The organism is Ruegeria sp. H9 (assembly GCF_056532915.1).
Genome location: NZ_JBQFNX010000001.1, coordinates 446,385 through 462,895 on the forward strand (window position 1 = coordinate 446,385; position 16,511 = coordinate 462,895).

Annotated in this window: 14 protein-coding genes; 7 read left to right on the forward strand and 7 right to left on the reverse strand. The window is 55.0% G+C overall.

Annotated features, from left to right (window positions below):
• Position 1: 1 nt before the first annotated feature.
• The 3 genes from ACR0CZ_RS01990 to ACR0CZ_RS02000 all read right to left on the reverse strand — a co-directional run bounded on the left by ACR0CZ_RS01990 (position 2) and on the right by ACR0CZ_RS02000 (position 3,876).
• The gene (locus ACR0CZ_RS01990) at positions 2–1,678 is read right to left on the reverse strand and encodes a glycosyltransferase family protein (RefSeq protein ID WP_170394049.1); all 1,677 of its coding nucleotides are present in this window, start codon (positions 1,676–1,678) and stop codon (positions 2–4) included.
• Positions 1,671–2,657, reverse strand: coding sequence for a glycosyltransferase family 2 protein (locus ACR0CZ_RS01995; RefSeq protein ID WP_480444193.1), 987 nt, complete (start codon positions 2,655–2,657; stop codon positions 1,671–1,673). The genes ACR0CZ_RS01990 and ACR0CZ_RS01995 overlap by 8 nt, the downstream gene beginning before the upstream one ends.
• Before the next feature lie 277 nt (positions 2,658–2,934).
• Complete coding sequence (locus ACR0CZ_RS02000; protein ID WP_480502950.1) at positions 2,935–3,876, reverse strand: LysR family transcriptional regulator; 942 nt, start codon at positions 3,874–3,876, stop codon at positions 2,935–2,937.
• A 148-nt stretch (positions 3,877–4,024) separates the two neighbouring features.
• On the opposite strand from ACR0CZ_RS02000, the gene ACR0CZ_RS02005 reads away from it, so the two are divergent.
• From ACR0CZ_RS02005 to ACR0CZ_RS02035, 7 genes are all read left to right on the forward strand, one after another.
• Positions 4,025–5,032: a TAXI family TRAP transporter solute-binding subunit gene (locus ACR0CZ_RS02005; RefSeq protein WP_170394045.1), complete on the forward strand. Its 1,008-nt coding sequence runs from the start codon at positions 4,025–4,027 to the stop codon at positions 5,030–5,032.
• 80 nt (positions 5,033–5,112) lie between these two features.
• A complete protein-coding gene (locus ACR0CZ_RS02010; protein ID WP_480537110.1) occupies positions 5,113–7,326 on the forward strand; it encodes a TRAP transporter permease in 2,214 nt (737 codons plus the stop codon).
• 4 nt (positions 7,327–7,330) lie between these two features.
• Positions 7,331–8,569: an FAD-dependent oxidoreductase gene (locus ACR0CZ_RS02015; RefSeq protein ID WP_170394041.1), complete on the forward strand. Its 1,239-nt coding sequence runs from the start codon at positions 7,331–7,333 to the stop codon at positions 8,567–8,569.
• Between the two features lie 24 nt (positions 8,570–8,593).
• Positions 8,594–9,343 carry an aspartate/glutamate racemase family protein gene (locus ACR0CZ_RS02020; protein WP_480438944.1) on the forward strand — a complete coding sequence of 250 codons (750 nt, stop codon included), beginning with the start codon at positions 8,594–8,596 and terminating at the stop codon, positions 9,341–9,343.
• Between the two features lie 76 nt (positions 9,344–9,419).
• Positions 9,420–10,172 (forward strand): TSUP family transporter, encoded by a 753-nt coding sequence (locus ACR0CZ_RS02025; RefSeq protein ID WP_170465604.1) that lies wholly within the window; start codon positions 9,420–9,422, stop codon positions 10,170–10,172.
• A 16-nt stretch (positions 10,173–10,188) separates the two neighbouring features.
• Positions 10,189–11,205 (forward strand): D-cysteine desulfhydrase family protein, encoded by a 1,017-nt coding sequence (locus tag ACR0CZ_RS02030; RefSeq protein WP_170394037.1) that lies wholly within the window; start codon positions 10,189–10,191, stop codon positions 11,203–11,205.
• 116 nt (positions 11,206–11,321) lie between these two features.
• Positions 11,322–11,666 (forward strand): RidA family protein, encoded by a 345-nt coding sequence (locus ACR0CZ_RS02035; protein WP_170394035.1) that lies wholly within the window; start codon positions 11,322–11,324, stop codon positions 11,664–11,666.
• Between the two features lie 444 nt (positions 11,667–12,110).
• Here ACR0CZ_RS02035 and ACR0CZ_RS02040 read toward each other — a convergent pair whose 3' ends face one another.
• The 4 genes from ACR0CZ_RS02040 to ACR0CZ_RS02055 are packed head-to-tail and all read right to left on the reverse strand — an operon-like array spanning position 12,111 to position 16,501.
• Complete coding sequence (locus tag ACR0CZ_RS02040) at positions 12,111–13,199, reverse strand: ferritin-like domain-containing protein (RefSeq protein ID WP_170394033.1); 1,089 nt, start codon at positions 13,197–13,199, stop codon at positions 12,111–12,113.
• Positions 13,196–15,100 carry a GMC family oxidoreductase gene (locus ACR0CZ_RS02045; RefSeq protein ID WP_170394031.1) on the reverse strand — a complete coding sequence of 635 codons (1,905 nt, stop codon included), beginning with the start codon at positions 15,098–15,100 and terminating at the stop codon, positions 13,196–13,198. The genes ACR0CZ_RS02040 and ACR0CZ_RS02045 overlap by 4 nt, the downstream gene beginning before the upstream one ends.
• A complete protein-coding gene (locus ACR0CZ_RS02050; RefSeq protein ID WP_170394029.1) occupies positions 15,097–15,573 on the reverse strand; it encodes a hypothetical protein in 477 nt (158 codons plus the stop codon). The genes ACR0CZ_RS02045 and ACR0CZ_RS02050 overlap by 4 nt, the downstream gene beginning before the upstream one ends.
• Positions 15,560–16,501, reverse strand: coding sequence for a hypothetical protein (locus tag ACR0CZ_RS02055; protein ID WP_170394027.1), 942 nt, complete (start codon positions 16,499–16,501; stop codon positions 15,560–15,562). The genes ACR0CZ_RS02050 and ACR0CZ_RS02055 overlap by 14 nt, the downstream gene beginning before the upstream one ends.
• Between the last annotated feature and the right edge of the window lie 10 nt (positions 16,502–16,511).

Consider the following 16,511-nt stretch of genomic DNA (forward strand, 5'->3'; position numbering starts at 1 on the left):
TTCATGGCGAAAGCATCCGGAAGCCGGTATAAACCTCTCGATCCAAGCTTTCTGGCGCAACCGGAGCCACACCAGTATCCCAGATCAGCCTGACAGCAACACGTTTCGGTCCGTTGATTGTTACTGCCTCGGCCCCAATGCTGAGAATGTCTCCAGATGCGACGGCACTTGTATCAATCTGTACTGGCTGGCTGGTTTCGACCCGATACCGCCCGGGGAACGGAAGTGCCAATTCAACCGGTTCGCCGGTCAGCGTCACTGATCCTCCGGCAAGCCAGATCGATCCCGAATAGTGCACATATGACTCGCGTAATATCTTGTGGTCCTCAGGCAGCAGCACAGGCTCGGCTCCATTGGCCGAACTTGGGTCCATCGTCAGCGTCAGAGCAGTTTTGTTGGCGATAAGTAGAGGTGGCTGCTGTTCTGCGATGATTCTGGCAAATACGGGCTGGCCCGCCGCCTGATAGCGTGCAACGCCCCAGCCTGACATGAAGAAACCAGGATTCGGGAAACTTGCGATCATGTGGCTGTCATCAATATAGGCGACCTGATCTGGGAACAGGCGATGAATTTCCGCAATAGTGGCGCGTTGGTTTCCTGCACGATCTTGCAGTGCTAGGGCTGCCTGGACAAAAAGCCCCGCAAGCATCACTATCACCAGTTGTGCCGAGCGTCGTGATGATCCAAGCCTCTGTGCTCCGATCGCGACGGCTACCATCAGGAGTGGGGTAGCGAAGGGGTAAAAATAGACAAAGGCATTGCGATAGATCACCACCGAGAGGAGCGGTGCAGCAAAGAGCGCAATCAACAGAACCCGCCGAGCATTCCGACCGGCACACAGTCCGATCCCCACAAGAATGATCTGTGGGAGACTGAGCATAGCCCAACTCATGAATTCAGTTGATCGTGGGAATATGCCGCTTTTCAACAGCGTCGTATTCAGCGCGTCCTTTGCATTGTTTGCCGTCTCGTTGCCTTCGGCGACGCGGAGGCCAGACGCATGCCAGAGGTAGAATGACACGCAAATGCCAGCCGCCAATATACCCGTGATAATGATGCGCCGTACCGCTATTCGATCTTCGATCCTCCATATCAGCACGGCCAGAAATGCGGGCAGATAGAGTGCCGATTTGATCGTAACCAGTACGGCTAGAGCGCTCAGAAGCGCTGCCGCCAGTGTTTGCCAGACAGACAGGCGCGTGGTCAGCAAGATTGCAATCGAAGAAGTCAGTAATGCCGCAGCAATGGGATCGGCACGGAAACTGGCGCCATAGGCCAAAACGTAGCCCGAAGTCAGGAAACCCAGAGCAGCGATATCGGCAAATCGCTGTTCGGTAAAATACAGGGCGATACGGTGCACAGAAATTGTGGTCAGCCCGACGCATGCAACCATCACAAGCCGGGCTGCAAATATCTGTTCCATCTCATGACCCGGCAGCGCATCGAGCCATGTGAAACCATGCACGAAGAAGGTCTGCATTGGACGGTCCAATCGACCGTCGAGGAAGGCATGGACATGTGACAGGAAATAGAATTCGTCCCAATTCACATTATGAGTATACGCCAGCACCAGCATAAACACGAAGACAACGACAATGCTCGCACGTACCACTCGATCAAGAGTGATAGCCCCTACCAATCCGGCGTTTCGCTGATCGCCTAGCGCCGGATTATCCATTCTCTACCGCCCTGACCGGGTCGAGGGAAATTACTTCAGTAGGTCTAATCGGCGCGCGCAGCAACTCTCGGGCCCGGATGTCTTCCAGCAGACTACGGTTGGTGGCGATAAGATCGGCCAGGATACCAACGGCGAACAGTATCGTGGCCATTGCCAGCAGCACACCGGACAGAACCAGCGACTGAACATGCCCAGCCCCCCCGTCTGTCGCGTAATAATAGAGAAATCGCCCAACCCCGATTAAGCCAGGCAAGGCGAATACTGCCGAAAGCGTCAGGAAGAACTTCAATGGTGCATAGATCACAAAAACGCGCAGAATAGTTCTTGCGGAGCGGGTGACATACTCTCCGATACCTCTGAACAGACGAGACGGGCGTGTTACCTTGTTGACCCGAACAGGCACCGAGGTCATCGGGATATGTTTGCGTCCGGCCTGAATGATGGTTTCCAGAGTGTAGGTATAAGTGTTGACAACACAGAGTCGGGCAGCGGCATCTCGGGAATAGGCGCGAAATCCGCTGGGCGCATCAGGGATTTCTGACTTGCTAGCCAGTCGCACGACCCAACTGCCCAGCCGTTGAAGGGTTTTCTTCAACGGCGAGAAGCCCTCGATCTCTCTGATCGGGCGAGCGCCGACCACGATTTGTGCCTTACGCTTCAGTATCGGATCAATCAGGGCCGGAATGTCGTCAGCGCAATACTGATTGTCTGCATCGGTGTTGACGATCACATCCGCGCCCAATGAAAGTGCATACTCGATGCCGGCACTGAACGCACGGGCGAGGCCGACATGGCTGCTCATTTCCAGAACGTGATCAGCTTTGGCGTTCCAGGCGACTTCAACGGTCCGATCGGTGGAGCCGTCGTCGATGACCAGTACTTCAACTTTACTGACGCCAGGAATCGATCGGGGAATTGCCGCGATCGCTTCGGCAAGGGTTTCCTCCTCGTTAAGCGCCGGTATTTGGACGACAAGCATCATGATCATGCCACATTGATAACTATTGAGTGCAATTACATTTTATTTTGGGACAAAATTGTGTCCAAAAGGGGTAATTGTTGAGCCATCTGAAACGGTTGAAACGCTACTTTGAAACAATTCGTATGAATACTCGATGGTTGGTGCGTTATCGGTGTCGACCGAAAACTGCGTTACTCTAAATCCGTGAATTGCGACCAGCCGTCTTTCTTCTCAAATCAACTTGACGCTGTAAATCGCTTCGAGCGATCAAGAGATCAACTCATTGGGGCCGGTTTTACTCACGCCCGGCCTGGAAAATCCATTCTGTGTGAGGATTCGCCTTCACGTCTTCCAACATTTTTAAGACCTCGGCTTTCCATCCAGCTTTGATCTTTAAAGCCAGTTGAGACGGCGGCCGGTGGTTGGGTTCAAGGATCGCGTATTCATATCTGAGCGGTTTCTTGAATGGCAAAAAAGCGACCTTTCCGTCGGACAGGTTCAATTCTTGCTCGGTCACGACGGTCAGCGGATCAACGATGCTGCAACATTGCCCGGAGCTGACGAAGGGGATGAGCGGCTGAAAATACTGGCAGGTCACTGTCGGATTGTACTCAGCACCGACCTCCTCGAATTCCTGCCGGATTTTGCGCTGGAATGGGTGTGACGCATGCAAGCCGCCCATGGGCGTATCGTTCAGATCAGACAGTGTCAGGCTCTTACGCGAAGCAAGTGGGTGGGTGCGGTCAATGGCACAGAAGCAATCTGCTTTGATTAGTTCGGCAGAGTACTGCGGTTCTTTGCCCGCTGAATGTTCGAAATCAGCAAATCCGAAGTCGATGTTCTGGGTCCCTGCAAGCTCCATAATCTGAGGTGAACTGCGGGTGGAAAGAGTGATGCGAATATCGGGGTTTTCTCCGACCGACTGGCTGATGAAACGCGGGAACAAAAAGGCGGACGGGCCGGGCATCGTTGCGATGTTCAGGCTGCCTGCATGCCCTTTGATCAACCCTTCCATTGTGCTGGAGATGGTGGCGAGACGGTCCAGAATGCCTGTGGTTTCGGCCAGAAGGTAGTGCGCTTCAGGAACCGGAACCAGGCGTCTTCCCTTGCGTTCAAACAGGGTCAGTCCCAGCGTTTTTTCCAAGTTTTTCAACGCAAGGCTAATCGCCGGCTGAGTGCGATTCAGTTTCTTGGCAGTTTGCGAGATAGAGCCGGTCTCCATCACTTCGCGAAACACTGTGAGCTGTATAAGGTTCATGGTTAATGTATAAATAAAACCTTAGTTTTGTGAAGTATAAAAAATTTGCATTTATGCGAATCGTCTCTACGCTGAGAAGATCGAATTCGGGAAAACCGAATCCAGCGATCCAACAACGGAGATGATTATGAAATTCGTGAAATGTTTGACCGGACTGGCCTTGGCAGGCGCGCTTGCCGCCCCTGCGCTGGCGCAGGATCCAACATTCTTCCGCATCGGGACCGGTGGCGCAGGCGGAACCTACTTCCCCATCGGCGGCACCATCGCCAACGGAATTTCCGCCCCTCCGGGATCGCGTCCATGTGAAGAAGGCGGCCAATGTGGCGTTCCGGGCCTGATCGCGATTGCGCAATCCACAACAGCGTCTGTATTCAACAACGCCGCCGTGCAGAATGGTGAGCTTGAGGCCGGTCTGGCCGCGGCTGATGTGACCCGATCGATGTATCTGGGTGAAGGCAAGTTCGAGGGTAAACCTCATCCCAACCTCCGCATCGTTGCAAATCTGTTCCCCGAGGATCTGCATCTCGTACTGCCCGCCGGTCAGACGATCAACGACCTGGGCGATCTGGAAGGCAAACGCGTCGGTATCGCACAGGCCGGATCGGGTACGCAGGTTGCAGTTTTGCAGATGCTCGACGCCTGGGGCGTGAATCGCGACAATATGGATGAAGCCGAACTGAACAACAGTCAAAGCGCCGAGCGTTTGGCCGACGGTCAGTTAGACGCCTATTTCTACGCTGCGGGCTGGCCAGTTGCCGCGATGGTACAACTGTCGTCGACCAAAGGCATGAACCTGCATTCGTTCAGCGATGAAGATCTGGCTAAGATCAACGAGATCATTCCGGCCTATATCCCTTCGGCCATTCCGGGTGGTGTCTATGAAGGCATAGACGCGGAAACCAAGACCCCTGCGGTCAGTGCTATGCTGGTTGTGTCCTCGGATCTGTCGGAAGATCTGGTCTATCAGCTGACCAAAGCGCTGTGGAACGACAACACCCGCAAGCTATTGGACAATGGCCATGCCAAGGGTAAGCAGATCACGCCCGATACCGCGCTGGATGGTGTAGAGGCGCTGGGTGTTCCACTGCATCCGGGTGCCGAGAAGTTCTACAAAGAAGCCGGACTTCTTCAGTAAACGTAACAGACTGAACTGTATCGTCGGTGCCCCTATGTGGGGCACCGCACACCGGAACTATGCGAAATCGGGAGGCCATCATGTCCGAGACCCAGAAACTTGATGACCACGAACTGACAGCCGAGGAACTAGCGGCCATCGAAGAACAGTTCGATGAAGGGGCCGCGGTCCGGCAGGTGACGCCCACCACAGGAAAAGTTCTCCGTATTGTGGCCCTGATTTTAGCATTTTACGAATTCTTCACGGCCGGATTCGGCCTGCCCGCAGACCACTGGCACATGGGCATCTACCTCGCCCTGCTGTTCATTCTGGTCTATGCCACAATCCCGATTGTCGGGGCCAAAAGCCTTTATGCCCTTAAGGTCAGCCGGTTCCGCATCGGTAACATCCCATTATATGACCTGGTTTTCATGGCGCTTGGCATCGTTGCCGCGCTCTATGTTGGCGTAGCCTGGCGCGGCATTCCGTTCCTTGGGATCGAGGAACAAACGTTCCGGATGGGCAACCCCAACAACTATGATGTATTTCTGGGCGTCGTCATCATCCTTTTGGTGCTGGACATTGCGCGGCGCACGCTGGGCTGGGTGCTGCCCCTTATCATCTGTGTTTTCATCTCATACGCCCTGCTGGGGCCGTACTTCCCCGGACTGCTGCAGCATCCCGGCGTGAATTTCAAAACCTTCGTATCGTCGATGTATTTTCCGCAGGAAGGTATCTACGGCGTCACGCTCTGGGTAGTTTCGACTATCGTCTTTCACTTTGTTTTGTTCGGCGTCATAGCGCAACGCACCGGTCTGGGGCAGCTGTTCATCGACAACGCGACTATACTTGCGGGCCGCTATACTGGCGGTCCGGCAAAGGTATCAGTGGTGTCCTCGGCTTTCTTTGGCACGATCTCGGGCTCATCGGTGGCCAACACCGTATCGACCGGAGCATTGACTATCCCCAATATGAAGCGCCTCGGATACCCTGGCCATTTTGCGGGCGGGGTTGAGGCTGCGTCTTCTGCTGGTGGCCAAATCACTCCGCCGATCATGGGCGCTGCAGCCTTCATCATGGCCGAGTTCCTTGAGGTCCCCTACACCACCATTGTGATCGCGGCGATCTTCCCAGCAATACTGCACTATGTCGGCGTCTTCGCTGTGGTGCACCTGATGGCCCGCAAGCTGAACCTGAAAGGTCTGGCGAAAGAGCAGCTGCCGCAACTCAAAGCCGTTTGGGCGGAAGGCTGGGCCAATATCGTGCCGCTAATCGGTCTGCTGGTGGTGCTGTTTACGGGCTACACGCCGTTCATGTCCGCTTTCTGCGGTATTTCGCTGGCGGTCATCGCGGGCATGTCGCGGATCAAACAGCCACCAACGCTGATCTATGCCGCGGCTTTCCTGGCTTTTGTGTTTTGGAAATACTCAGATGGCGGGTTCGACCTGACGATGACCGCAATCCTCTGTGGCCTGTCGTTTATCGCCACGCTTAATCCACAGAAACGGATTGAAGTGCCCGAGATGCTGCAGGCGGTCGAGCTGGGCGTGAAATACTCGCTGGCCGTTGGTGCGGCAGCGGCTGCGGTCGGCATCGTGGTCGGTGTGATCAACACAACTGGCATCGGCTTTCGCATCGGCTTCATGGTGACACAGGGCGCAGGCAATCTGGCGTCTGACCTCTACAACATGATCTCGTTTGGCAGCTTCCAGCTGTTTGCCATGGAAGACCTGCAGCTGTTCATCTCGCTGGTCTTCATCGCCATCGTCTGCATCCTGATGGGCGCGGGCATTCCGACCACGGCGCTGTACATCATGCTGGTATCGGTCGCACAGCCTGCTTTGGCGCAGCTCGGCGTTCCTCCCATCGCCAGCCACCTGTTCGTGCTCTATTACGGCGTGGTGTCAGAAATCACACCCCCGGTCTGTACGTCGGCCTACGCGGCTGCTGCAATTGCCAACTCGAATCCGTTCCGCACTGGCCTGTCGGCATTCACTCTTGGATTGGGCAAGGTGATTGCGCCGATGGCTTTCGTATATGCGCCAGTTCTGCTGTTCGTATCCTCAACCGGCTTCAATTTCTGGGAGTTCACTTACACCGCCGCCAGCTGTATCGCCGGGGTCATCGCCCTGTCGGCTGCGGTTGTGGGCTACTGGCTGAAACCGATGAATGTTGCGGCGCGGATTCTGATGGCCCTTGCGGGGATTATCTTTGTCGCGCCCAGCCTGACGGCAGACCTGATCGCGCTGGCCGTTGCCTCGCCTGTCATCGTCACCCAATTGATCGCGCGCAACCGCAGTCAATCTCCGGCCTGAACTGATGACAGAACAAGTGACCATCATCGGCGCAGGAATCGTCGGCATCTGTTGCGCTTTGTCGCTGCAGGAACGGGGCATTCAGGTTCGGCTGATCGATCGAGGTGAGCCGGGTCAGGAAACCTCGTTCGGGAATGCTGGTGTGGTTTCGCCTTGGTCGATCATTCCGCAAGCAATGCCCGGTATCTGGAAAATGCTGCCCAAAATGCTGCTTGACCCAAAGAGCGCGCTGTCAGTCAGGCCCAGCTTCTGGCCCAAAATGATTCCTTGGGGGTTGCGATTTCTCGGAAACTCAGGAGAAAAAACTGTTCGCGAAGTCTCGGACGCGATGGAGGTTCTTTGTCGCCCCTCCGTCGATCTGTACCGGCGTCATTTACATGGTACCGGGCACGAGAACCTGATCACCGATAGCTATTACATCCACGCCTTTCGCCGACCAGAACAGGCTGATCTGGACGGGCTTGGATATCTTATCCGCCGAGAAAAAGGTGGCGATCTGGAACGCGTCGACGGTGACGAACTGCGCCGATTGGAGCCCGCTATGTCCGAAGCGTTCAAAGGTGCGATCGTGATCAAAGGGCAAGCGCGTGTAACCGCTCCGGGACGTGTGGGAGCGGTTTTGGCCGAAAAGGCGCAAGTGCAAGGTGCTGAGATTGTGCAAACCGAAGTCACCAAGCTTACCCCCGCAGAAGAGGGTGGTTGGCAGATTGCAACTGCGCAGGATACGCTAACCGCCAGCCATGTTGTTCTTGCGGCAGGCGTATGGTCTGCCGACCTGTTGAAACCATTGAGATTGCCTATGCCTCTCGTGGCCGAAAGGGGCTATCATGTCGAATTCCCAACCCCTGCGGTCGAACTGAACAACTCGGTCATGGATGTGGATGCAAAGGTGGTCGCAAGTTCGATGCTTGGGGGGCTTAGGGTCGCCGGTACAGCCGAATTCGGCAGCGCCGATGCACCCGCTGATCCACGGAAGAAGCAAATCCTGTCCCAACAGGCCAAGGCCATGATGCCCGAGCTTGATACAGGTGAGGCGCGGTTTTGGATGGGTCGACGCCCGTCGTTCCCGGACAGCTTGCCCGCAATCGGGCAAGTAAAAGACCAAGAGGGACTCTATGCAGCGTTCGGGCATTCTCATTACGGGCTGATGATGGCCCCGAAAACCGGCGAGCTAGTTGCGGATATCGTCTCGGATCGCATCCCGAATATCGATCTAGCACCGTATACACCAACCCGGTTTTGAACTTTCAAATCAAAAAAGGACCTGATGACAATGCCAATTTATCAAGGCGGCCAGAATATCTGCGGGGCCTCAATCGGTGTGCTTTGCCTTGAAAGCTATTTCCCAAAGCCACCGGGCCATATCAAGAACCCGTCCAGCCTGCCATTTCCGGTTCTGTATGAAATGATCGACGGGGTGACTGTCCCGACACTTCTGAACAACCCTACGCCGGAATTGCTTGAACCCTTCATCGAAGGTGCCAAACGGCTTGAGGCCGAAGGCGTGCGCGCCATTACCGGCAGCTGTGGCTTTCTTGCGCTGTTTCAAAAAGAACTGGCTGCAGCGGTTTCAGTTCCGGTGTTTGCTTCCAGCCTGATCCAGGTGCCGCTGGCTTATCACATGACCGGCGCGAACGCTCCGGTGGGTGTTTTGACTGCAGACGCGTCTGCTTTGACCGCCCGGCATTTTGAAGGCGTCGGTGCCGCCGGTGTTCCGGTGGCGGTGAAGGGACTGGAGGACACTAGTGAATTTGCAGAAGTGATCTTGCGGAATACCCGCACCCGTATGGACACAGACCTGATCGAGGCTGAGGTCCTGAACGCAGCCCGTAGCCTGATGCTTGAGGCCCCTGATATCCGCTCACTGGTTTTGGAGTGTACAGACCTGCCGCCCTACGCATCGCGCCTTCAGGAAGAACTGCGCCTTCCCGTGTATGATCTGACGACACTTGCGCAAATGGCACATTCCGTAGCGGCCCGCGAGCTATACTCTGGATTGATGCCCTGGCAGCGTTAGTGCGTGCCAATCAATTCGAATGAAGGAATGACATAGACCATGGCCGTAACCTCAGGATATCTGAGGTCTTGCAAAAATGCCAAAGCTGCAGGAGTGCTATGTGACCATTGATCTGTCTATTTTGATGGCCGCCATTTGCCTCGGGGCAATGCTGCAGGTTGGCGTGGGCATCGGTTTCAGTATCATCGCGGGTCCCCCGATGATGATACTGCTCGGCACCTCGACGGCAGTTCCCATATTGCTGTTGCTGAATACCCTTGTGTCAGTAGTCGCGACGGACCGTCATGTACTAAAGAACAACAAGCCACTCATTCTTAATGCGATCATCGCATGTTGTGTCGGTGTAGTTGCCGGTCTTACTGTTTATCCGTTGTTGAACGAGGCGTTTGTTCTGGCCTTGACGGCCTGCTTGTTGTTGATCGGCTTAATCACCACCCTGCTTCCCTTGCGCGGCACAATCGGGCGTTTTGGGTTTTCAGCCATTACAGGACTGTCCGGGCTTGCAACCGTCTGGGCGGCAACACCGGGCCCGCTTATGGTGTTTGGTTTGATCGCAAAGGGCCGTTCAGCCAAAGAGGTGGCCAAGCTGGTGCAGCCCATCGCGCTGGTGGCTTATGGCATTGCATTCCTGTTGCACAGCCTGTCCGAAACGCAGGCGATCACATACGGGCCGCAACTGCTCGGCTTTGTCATAATCACGCTGGTAGGCAGCCTGCTTGGACGGGCAGGAGGCCCTTACTTGCCGCAGTCGGTCGTCATAGCCGCGATCCGCGTGGTTTCTTTCATCGCTTGCTGTGTCCTGTTCCAGCGCGCCTACATGATTGCATAATCCCGGAGGGTACACGATGCAACGAAACGACAATCTGGAGAGATTTCCTCGCGCCCGGCTTATGTCGGGCCCGACACCTCTGGAACGGTTAGACAGGTTGTCGGCGGAATTGGGGATCGATCTCTGGCTCAAGCGCGATGATCTGACGGAGCTTGTGTTTGGCGGCAATAAAACACGGCAGCTCGAATTCTACCTCGGCGATGCTCAGCAACAAGGTGCCGATACCATTCTAATCACCGGTGCTGTTCAGTCCAATTTTGTCCGATCTGCAGCCGCGGCGGCCGCTAAGCTGGGCATGCAATCCGTGCTTCAGTTAGAAGAGCGTGTCCCAGATATGGACGAAGAGTATTACAGGTCCGGGAACGTATTTTTGGCACAGATTCTGGGTGCCGAGCATATCAGCTATCCCGAGGGCGAAGACGAAGCTGGGGCCGACGCGGCATTGCACGCGCGTGCTGACGAATTGAAGGCCCAAGGCCGCACGCCATATGTCATTCATCTGGGCTTGAATCATCCACCTCTGGGGGCGTTGGGCTATGTCGTTGGCGGACAGGAATTGTGCGCCCAGATGCCCAATTTCGATGCGGTGGTTGTGCCGTCAGGCAGTGGTGCTACGCATGGCGGTTTGCTAACCGGTCTAGCACTGGAAGGCAGTACAGCCCCGGTATTTGGAATATGCGTGCGCAGAGATCGCGAGAAGCAACACGCCCGCATGATGATCGTTCTACAGAAACTTGCAAACTTGCTGGATGTTGATGCCGCTCTATTGCAGGCGCGGATCGATGTCTATGACGATGCATTGCCGCCAGGTTACGGCAAAGTGAACGCAAGAACGCGTGCCGCACTGGAAAAAATGGCACGGACCGAAGGGGTTTTCCTCGACCCGGTTTATTCCGCCAAGACATTCGCCGGTTTGATGCATCTGGTTGAAAGCCAGAAGATTAAACCGGGTCAGAAGGTCATTCTGCTGCACACCGGCGGGCTGCCGGCCCTTTTTGGATATCAAAATGAACTGGCGGACAATCTGACTTGAATGAACCTCGGCCTCGTAATGCCGGCTTCTGATCTATGGCTCCCATTGGCATTTCAACGCTTGTGCCGTGGGCAGCTCAAATCACTGCTAAATTCAACAATGAGAAAGTACAAGTTATGACAATCACCCGCATCGAAACCGGTCAGCGCATGAGCCGGATCGTCAAACACAACGGCGTTGCCTACCTGTGCGGTCAGACTTCGGACGCGCCGACCGTGGCAGATCAGACGCAGGACATTCTAGCCAAGGTTGAGGATCTTTTGCAAAAGGCAGGCAGCGACAAGACCCGCATCCTAAAATGCGAAATCTGGTTGGCGGATATGGCAGACTTTGCCGAGATGAATGCCGTTTGGGACGCTTGGGTGCCCGAAGGCCACGCGCCCGCCCGCGCCTGCGGAGAATCCAAGCTCGCCCGTGATGTATTGAAGGTCGAAATGATCGTGACGGCAGCTTACGACTGAGCGGCGGCTGATTGCGGTTAATAGGGTAGGTTTTCTGGACCTTTGCAAGTCCAATCCCTCGGAGATTGAGCTATTCACGGTCCAGAAAACACCCTAGGTCTTCGCGTCTGCGTTCGCGTGCCCACATTTGCGTCTCTGAAAGCGATTGCTGACGGGAGATGACGGCGATGCGTTAGTTTCGCAGTTTCACCACCAACTGGCATGTGATGCGCGCCCAGTGGGTTCATATCGATTGACCGAAGTCATCGTCGTGGATTCAAATCCTCACGCATCCTGGGTGAGTCAAGAAACAACGCACGATAAATCGCGCTATTCGAGTGCTATCTCAGATCATTTTGGCCGATTCAGGACTGCGCTATGCCGCTGCTAATACAGCAAATTATTGCTTTCCGAATTTGACCAAATAGCTGCCGCGTATTAATCGACTTGCAACGAAACGAGCGATCAACTCTTTCTCTTTGCAAGATACGTCCAGGTTGGTCCGGCAGTTTCCCCTGATCCATCCGGCAAAGGAATACGCATCAATTTCTGCGCCAGAGACTTGATGTCATACATTGCTGGGACCAATGACCTTAGCGCAGTCTTGTCCGTGTTGAACGCGATGTGCAGACCATCAAGCAGGCCGGACCAGGCCGCGTTAAATTCAGCAGATATTTCTGCGATCTCTGGCGCGTTTTTGAAGTCCTTTTCGGACGGATCATCCCGCATCGGGGATACCGCGCTCCAATCGACGATGAGGTCGCCACCGGTGGGCGGGCCGTCTATGCTATCATCTGGCTTATAATACCGGCTGTGCAGGATTTCGTTGAATTTGAAATAGTGCGCAACATCCTCGCGGTGGTCAGGGCCAGGGATGATGTCATTGTCGCCAGCTCTGTGACCAAGGTCTGCGCCTTCCCCTTCATCCATGATTTTCTTTATCGCCTTCAGCGCGGCCTTACGGCGCTGCGACGGGGTGCCAATCACCTCGATCACCTCACCTCCAGCACCGAAATAGTCGGCGTCGGTGATTTGTCGTGCCTCATTACCAGTAAAAATCGCGGCATCCCCATAAGTATCACAGGCTTTGCGCAACCTTTCCCGGATGTAGATGTAAAAACCTCCGATCGTATGATAATCACCGCTTTTCGCAGCTCTTTCATCTTTTGGTGCCGTTTCAACCGCACGAAAGCTCTTGATTTGGTCTGGCGTAAACCTGCGCAGATAAACAGTTGGACCGCGCCCGTTTAGCAGTGGCTGGGGGTATTTGGGTAGCAGCTTAGGATTGTTCAGCTCCGGAGTTCCGCCTATCGAATTCATGACATTCGCCGCAAGAACCATGTGCAGCATTTCTTCGACCATAACCTGCCGGATCACTTCGATGGGTTCGGCGTTTACGATTGTTGGCTCAGACCGGTCATACTGGCCTTGTTCGAGGATCGAATAACACGCAGTCGCATAGGGAGGAATGGTAGTGAGTTCAAGAATAAGCGCGTCCTGAAACAGTTTACACAGTGTCGCGCGCTCTTTCTCCAGTTTGTCTTTCGAGGTCATTTTGCACCCCCTTTCCGAACAGCATCCGATATTGCTCTGGAGGCTCGGTAAGCCATTGCCGACATCGTGAGTGTCGGGTTCGATGTTGCGATTGTTGGCATCGATCCGGCGCCTACCATCCACAAATTGTCGTGATCCCAGGTTCGCATTACGTCATTAGTCACCGAATTGCGCGGGTGCGTTCCGATCCGATGGGTTCCGACAAGATGACCTGCGCCAAAGAACGTGTATCCCCGGCCGTCATAGGTGAAATATCCGGCGTCAGATGGGTTGTAGGCCGTGTGGTTTCGAATACCCAGGCGCTGAAAAATCTGGGTGCAAGTGTCATAGGCAGTTGCCAAACCGGCCCGCGAATAGTCATCCAGATCATAGCTGATCACAGGGCGATATTCACCCATCGGAGTGCGATAGGCGGGATCAATCGTGACTCGGTTGGTAGAGCGGGGCAGTTGTTCGACCATCGTACCGATGCGAACCTGTCTTTGAACATCGTGATATAATTTGTCACGAAGCGCTTTGCCAAAGAGGTTCTCCTGTTCAACAAAGCGCGCCACATCCGTGTTTGGGGCCCCGGTGGCAAAGTTCCAGCCCCAGTTTCCGATCTCGAGCCTATGTGCGGCAGTTCTGTCACGAAAGGTCCCGTCCCGGAAATTGGCGTAGCTTGACGTCGATCCCGGCCCACGAAACGGACCAACCGGCTCGGGCGCGGAACCCCAAGTCATCATGTAGGGATGATCCATCAGGTTGCGGCCCAGTTCGCCGCTGGTCCGACAAATCTCGGAAGCCAGCGCAAGAGTTACGTTTTCCACCGCTCCACCGGCAAGGACGTATTGTTTGCCTTTGGCACGGCGCAGTTCGTATTGCGCGACGCCGGGGAAAGGGTACTTCTTGTAAACGATACCCGAAACCCGACCGCTTTCGGCAAGTTCGACCTTGGACGCCACGGCTTGCGTGATTGTCTTCATGTGATGTTTGCGGAGATGCCTGGCATCATCCAGCGTTTTCATCGCATTGTATTTTGCCTGGATTGGGCAGATCGGGATGCAGCTTGAGTTGCCCTCGCAGCGTTGGCCCATATAAGCAAATGGACCGGTCGATCCTCGCGGGCGAAACTGATGCCGCATCTTGCGGCCCACGGGTATGCCATTGGCATTCTTTGGCTTACGCGGGGTTGAGTTGCGGCCTTGTGGCGTGCGTGAGACTTTCAGTTTGACCGTGTCTTTAGGGTCTTCGCCAATTTCAATGGGCATGCCGTCTGCCCGGGCAAAGAACCCGTCGATATAAGACGAGGGTATCGAGTGCATGGGGAAGTCATATCCTTTGGCAAAGTACCCACGGTTATCATGCTTGCCCGAGGTCTTTATTCCCAGCGCTCTGGGTGTCTGTTCCTCGGCGTCTGCTGAGACGCCGATTTCCCACTCGGCTCTTTCATAGTCGGATCGAATATCCTTGTAGCCAAATGGCCAATCGACCCCCTGGCCGAACCTGCTCTGCATTTCGAAATCTGCGGGCATCATCCGAAGGCTGGTGCCCAGCCAATGCAAGGAGGTTCCGCCATAGGCACGCAGATAGTTGCTGCCGAAGGGCAACGGGCCACGTTGAACAAAGTACCCGTTCGTGTCCGGTTCGGTGCCGCGAACCGCCGTAATGTCCAGCACCGAAGGTGACGGCAAAGTCGGCAGATCCGGATAGGGTGAGTTTGGTGTTTTCGCCAACGAGAGGTAGTACTGATCCAGATAGGATCGGTAGGTCTCCCACGTTTTACCGTGATCTGCACCGGCCTCGAGGATCAGAACTGTATGCCCTGCTGACACAAGCTCTTTCGCCAGAATGGCACCAGAAAATCCGGCCCCGACAATGACCACATCATAGGTTCTGTCGTCGTCTGTAATCGCGTTCATTGGCCCGCCTCCCGTTTCCGAGGAGGTTCAAGCGCCCAAGCACCAAAACCCTGCTGCTTTGCCCCCATGGGATGGGCACCGATGGCGTCCCAGACCAACCCTTCCTTGTACGAGCGTGTCGAGATGATCCTGACCACATCAAAGCGAGAAGCGCCGTAGCTTTCGCGCCATTCTTGCGAAAGCGGGACCCACTGACCCGTGTACCAAAGCTGAATCAGCGAACGTGCAATCGGGCCAAGGCACCTGTCCGACAGGTATGTTTGGCGGATAATCTGATCATCGTCCCCTTGCCCGAGGGATTGAGCGTGAGACAGAAACCGGCTCAAAATCTCTTCTGGTAGAACCTGTCGGAATTGATGCCAGTATTCCCCGGTGCACCCGGTCCCTTGCAACTCGGCACTATTGTAACCCGTCAATGCCGCGCTGACCGTCAGGAAGGCCTGATGGGCGGGACTGTTGTCATGCTGTGACATGGCGGTCTCCATCAATGGCATCCACGTAGAACCCGCGCGGCTCGAAGCAGGCGGGGGGGCTTTCAAAAACCTGTACGGCGACAGGGGTGAAGTCGGTGAACAACCGATGCATGTCCCGTGTCATCGGGAAATCGTTGTTGCCGAGTTTCAGTTTGAATGTCTTGGCGATGCGCTTGCCGTCCTTGTTGTCCAGCATTGCAGTTTCGAAGAGGCCCGAGATTGTCCAGCGGGTCCAAACAGTACGGCCAAGGCCGGTCGCGAATTCCGGGATCGGAGTGCAATTTGTTGTCGTCCACTGATTGCCGCTCAGCTTTCCCAAGTCCGCTTTCAAATCGTAGACGATGGTCTGCGGGTCGTCCGGGTTGACCAGCTGAATCCACCAGGATTTCGGAGAGATTGGCGGATGGCCTTTCATCTTGGCGTTCAGCGACGGCACCTTGTAATTGAACTGCCCCAGAAACTTGGGCTCGCCAAAGGCCTGACGCCCAGCCTTGACAGCAACCGCATTGTCTGCGGCTACGTGTATTCGCAGATGCCCGATGGTCTTGGTCTGATCGCGGCCGTGCAGATACTCGGTCAGGGACATCTTCGGAACGCCGGGCACCCGGTTCGAAGGGTAAGCCAGAAGGTTAAATTCAACCTCGTTCACAAAGCCCAAGGAATTGTCATAGTGGGCGGTGTAGCGTTGAAAATTCAATAGAATGACAGCTTTGTTCTTTCCATTTTCATCGGGGAACTCCGCCACGCACAATCCTGTACCCTTGACGAAGGGTTTGGCGGCTTCGACCGAGGTATACCAATACATCCATTGGCATTGCAGAGAGGCATAATAGAAGGGAAACGTATCAAACTGCTTGGGCAGTTTTGGCATGACACCGGTGACATTCGTCTGATGGCAGCGGTCACCTTTTGATTTCTTCTTAGTCATAATGGCTATG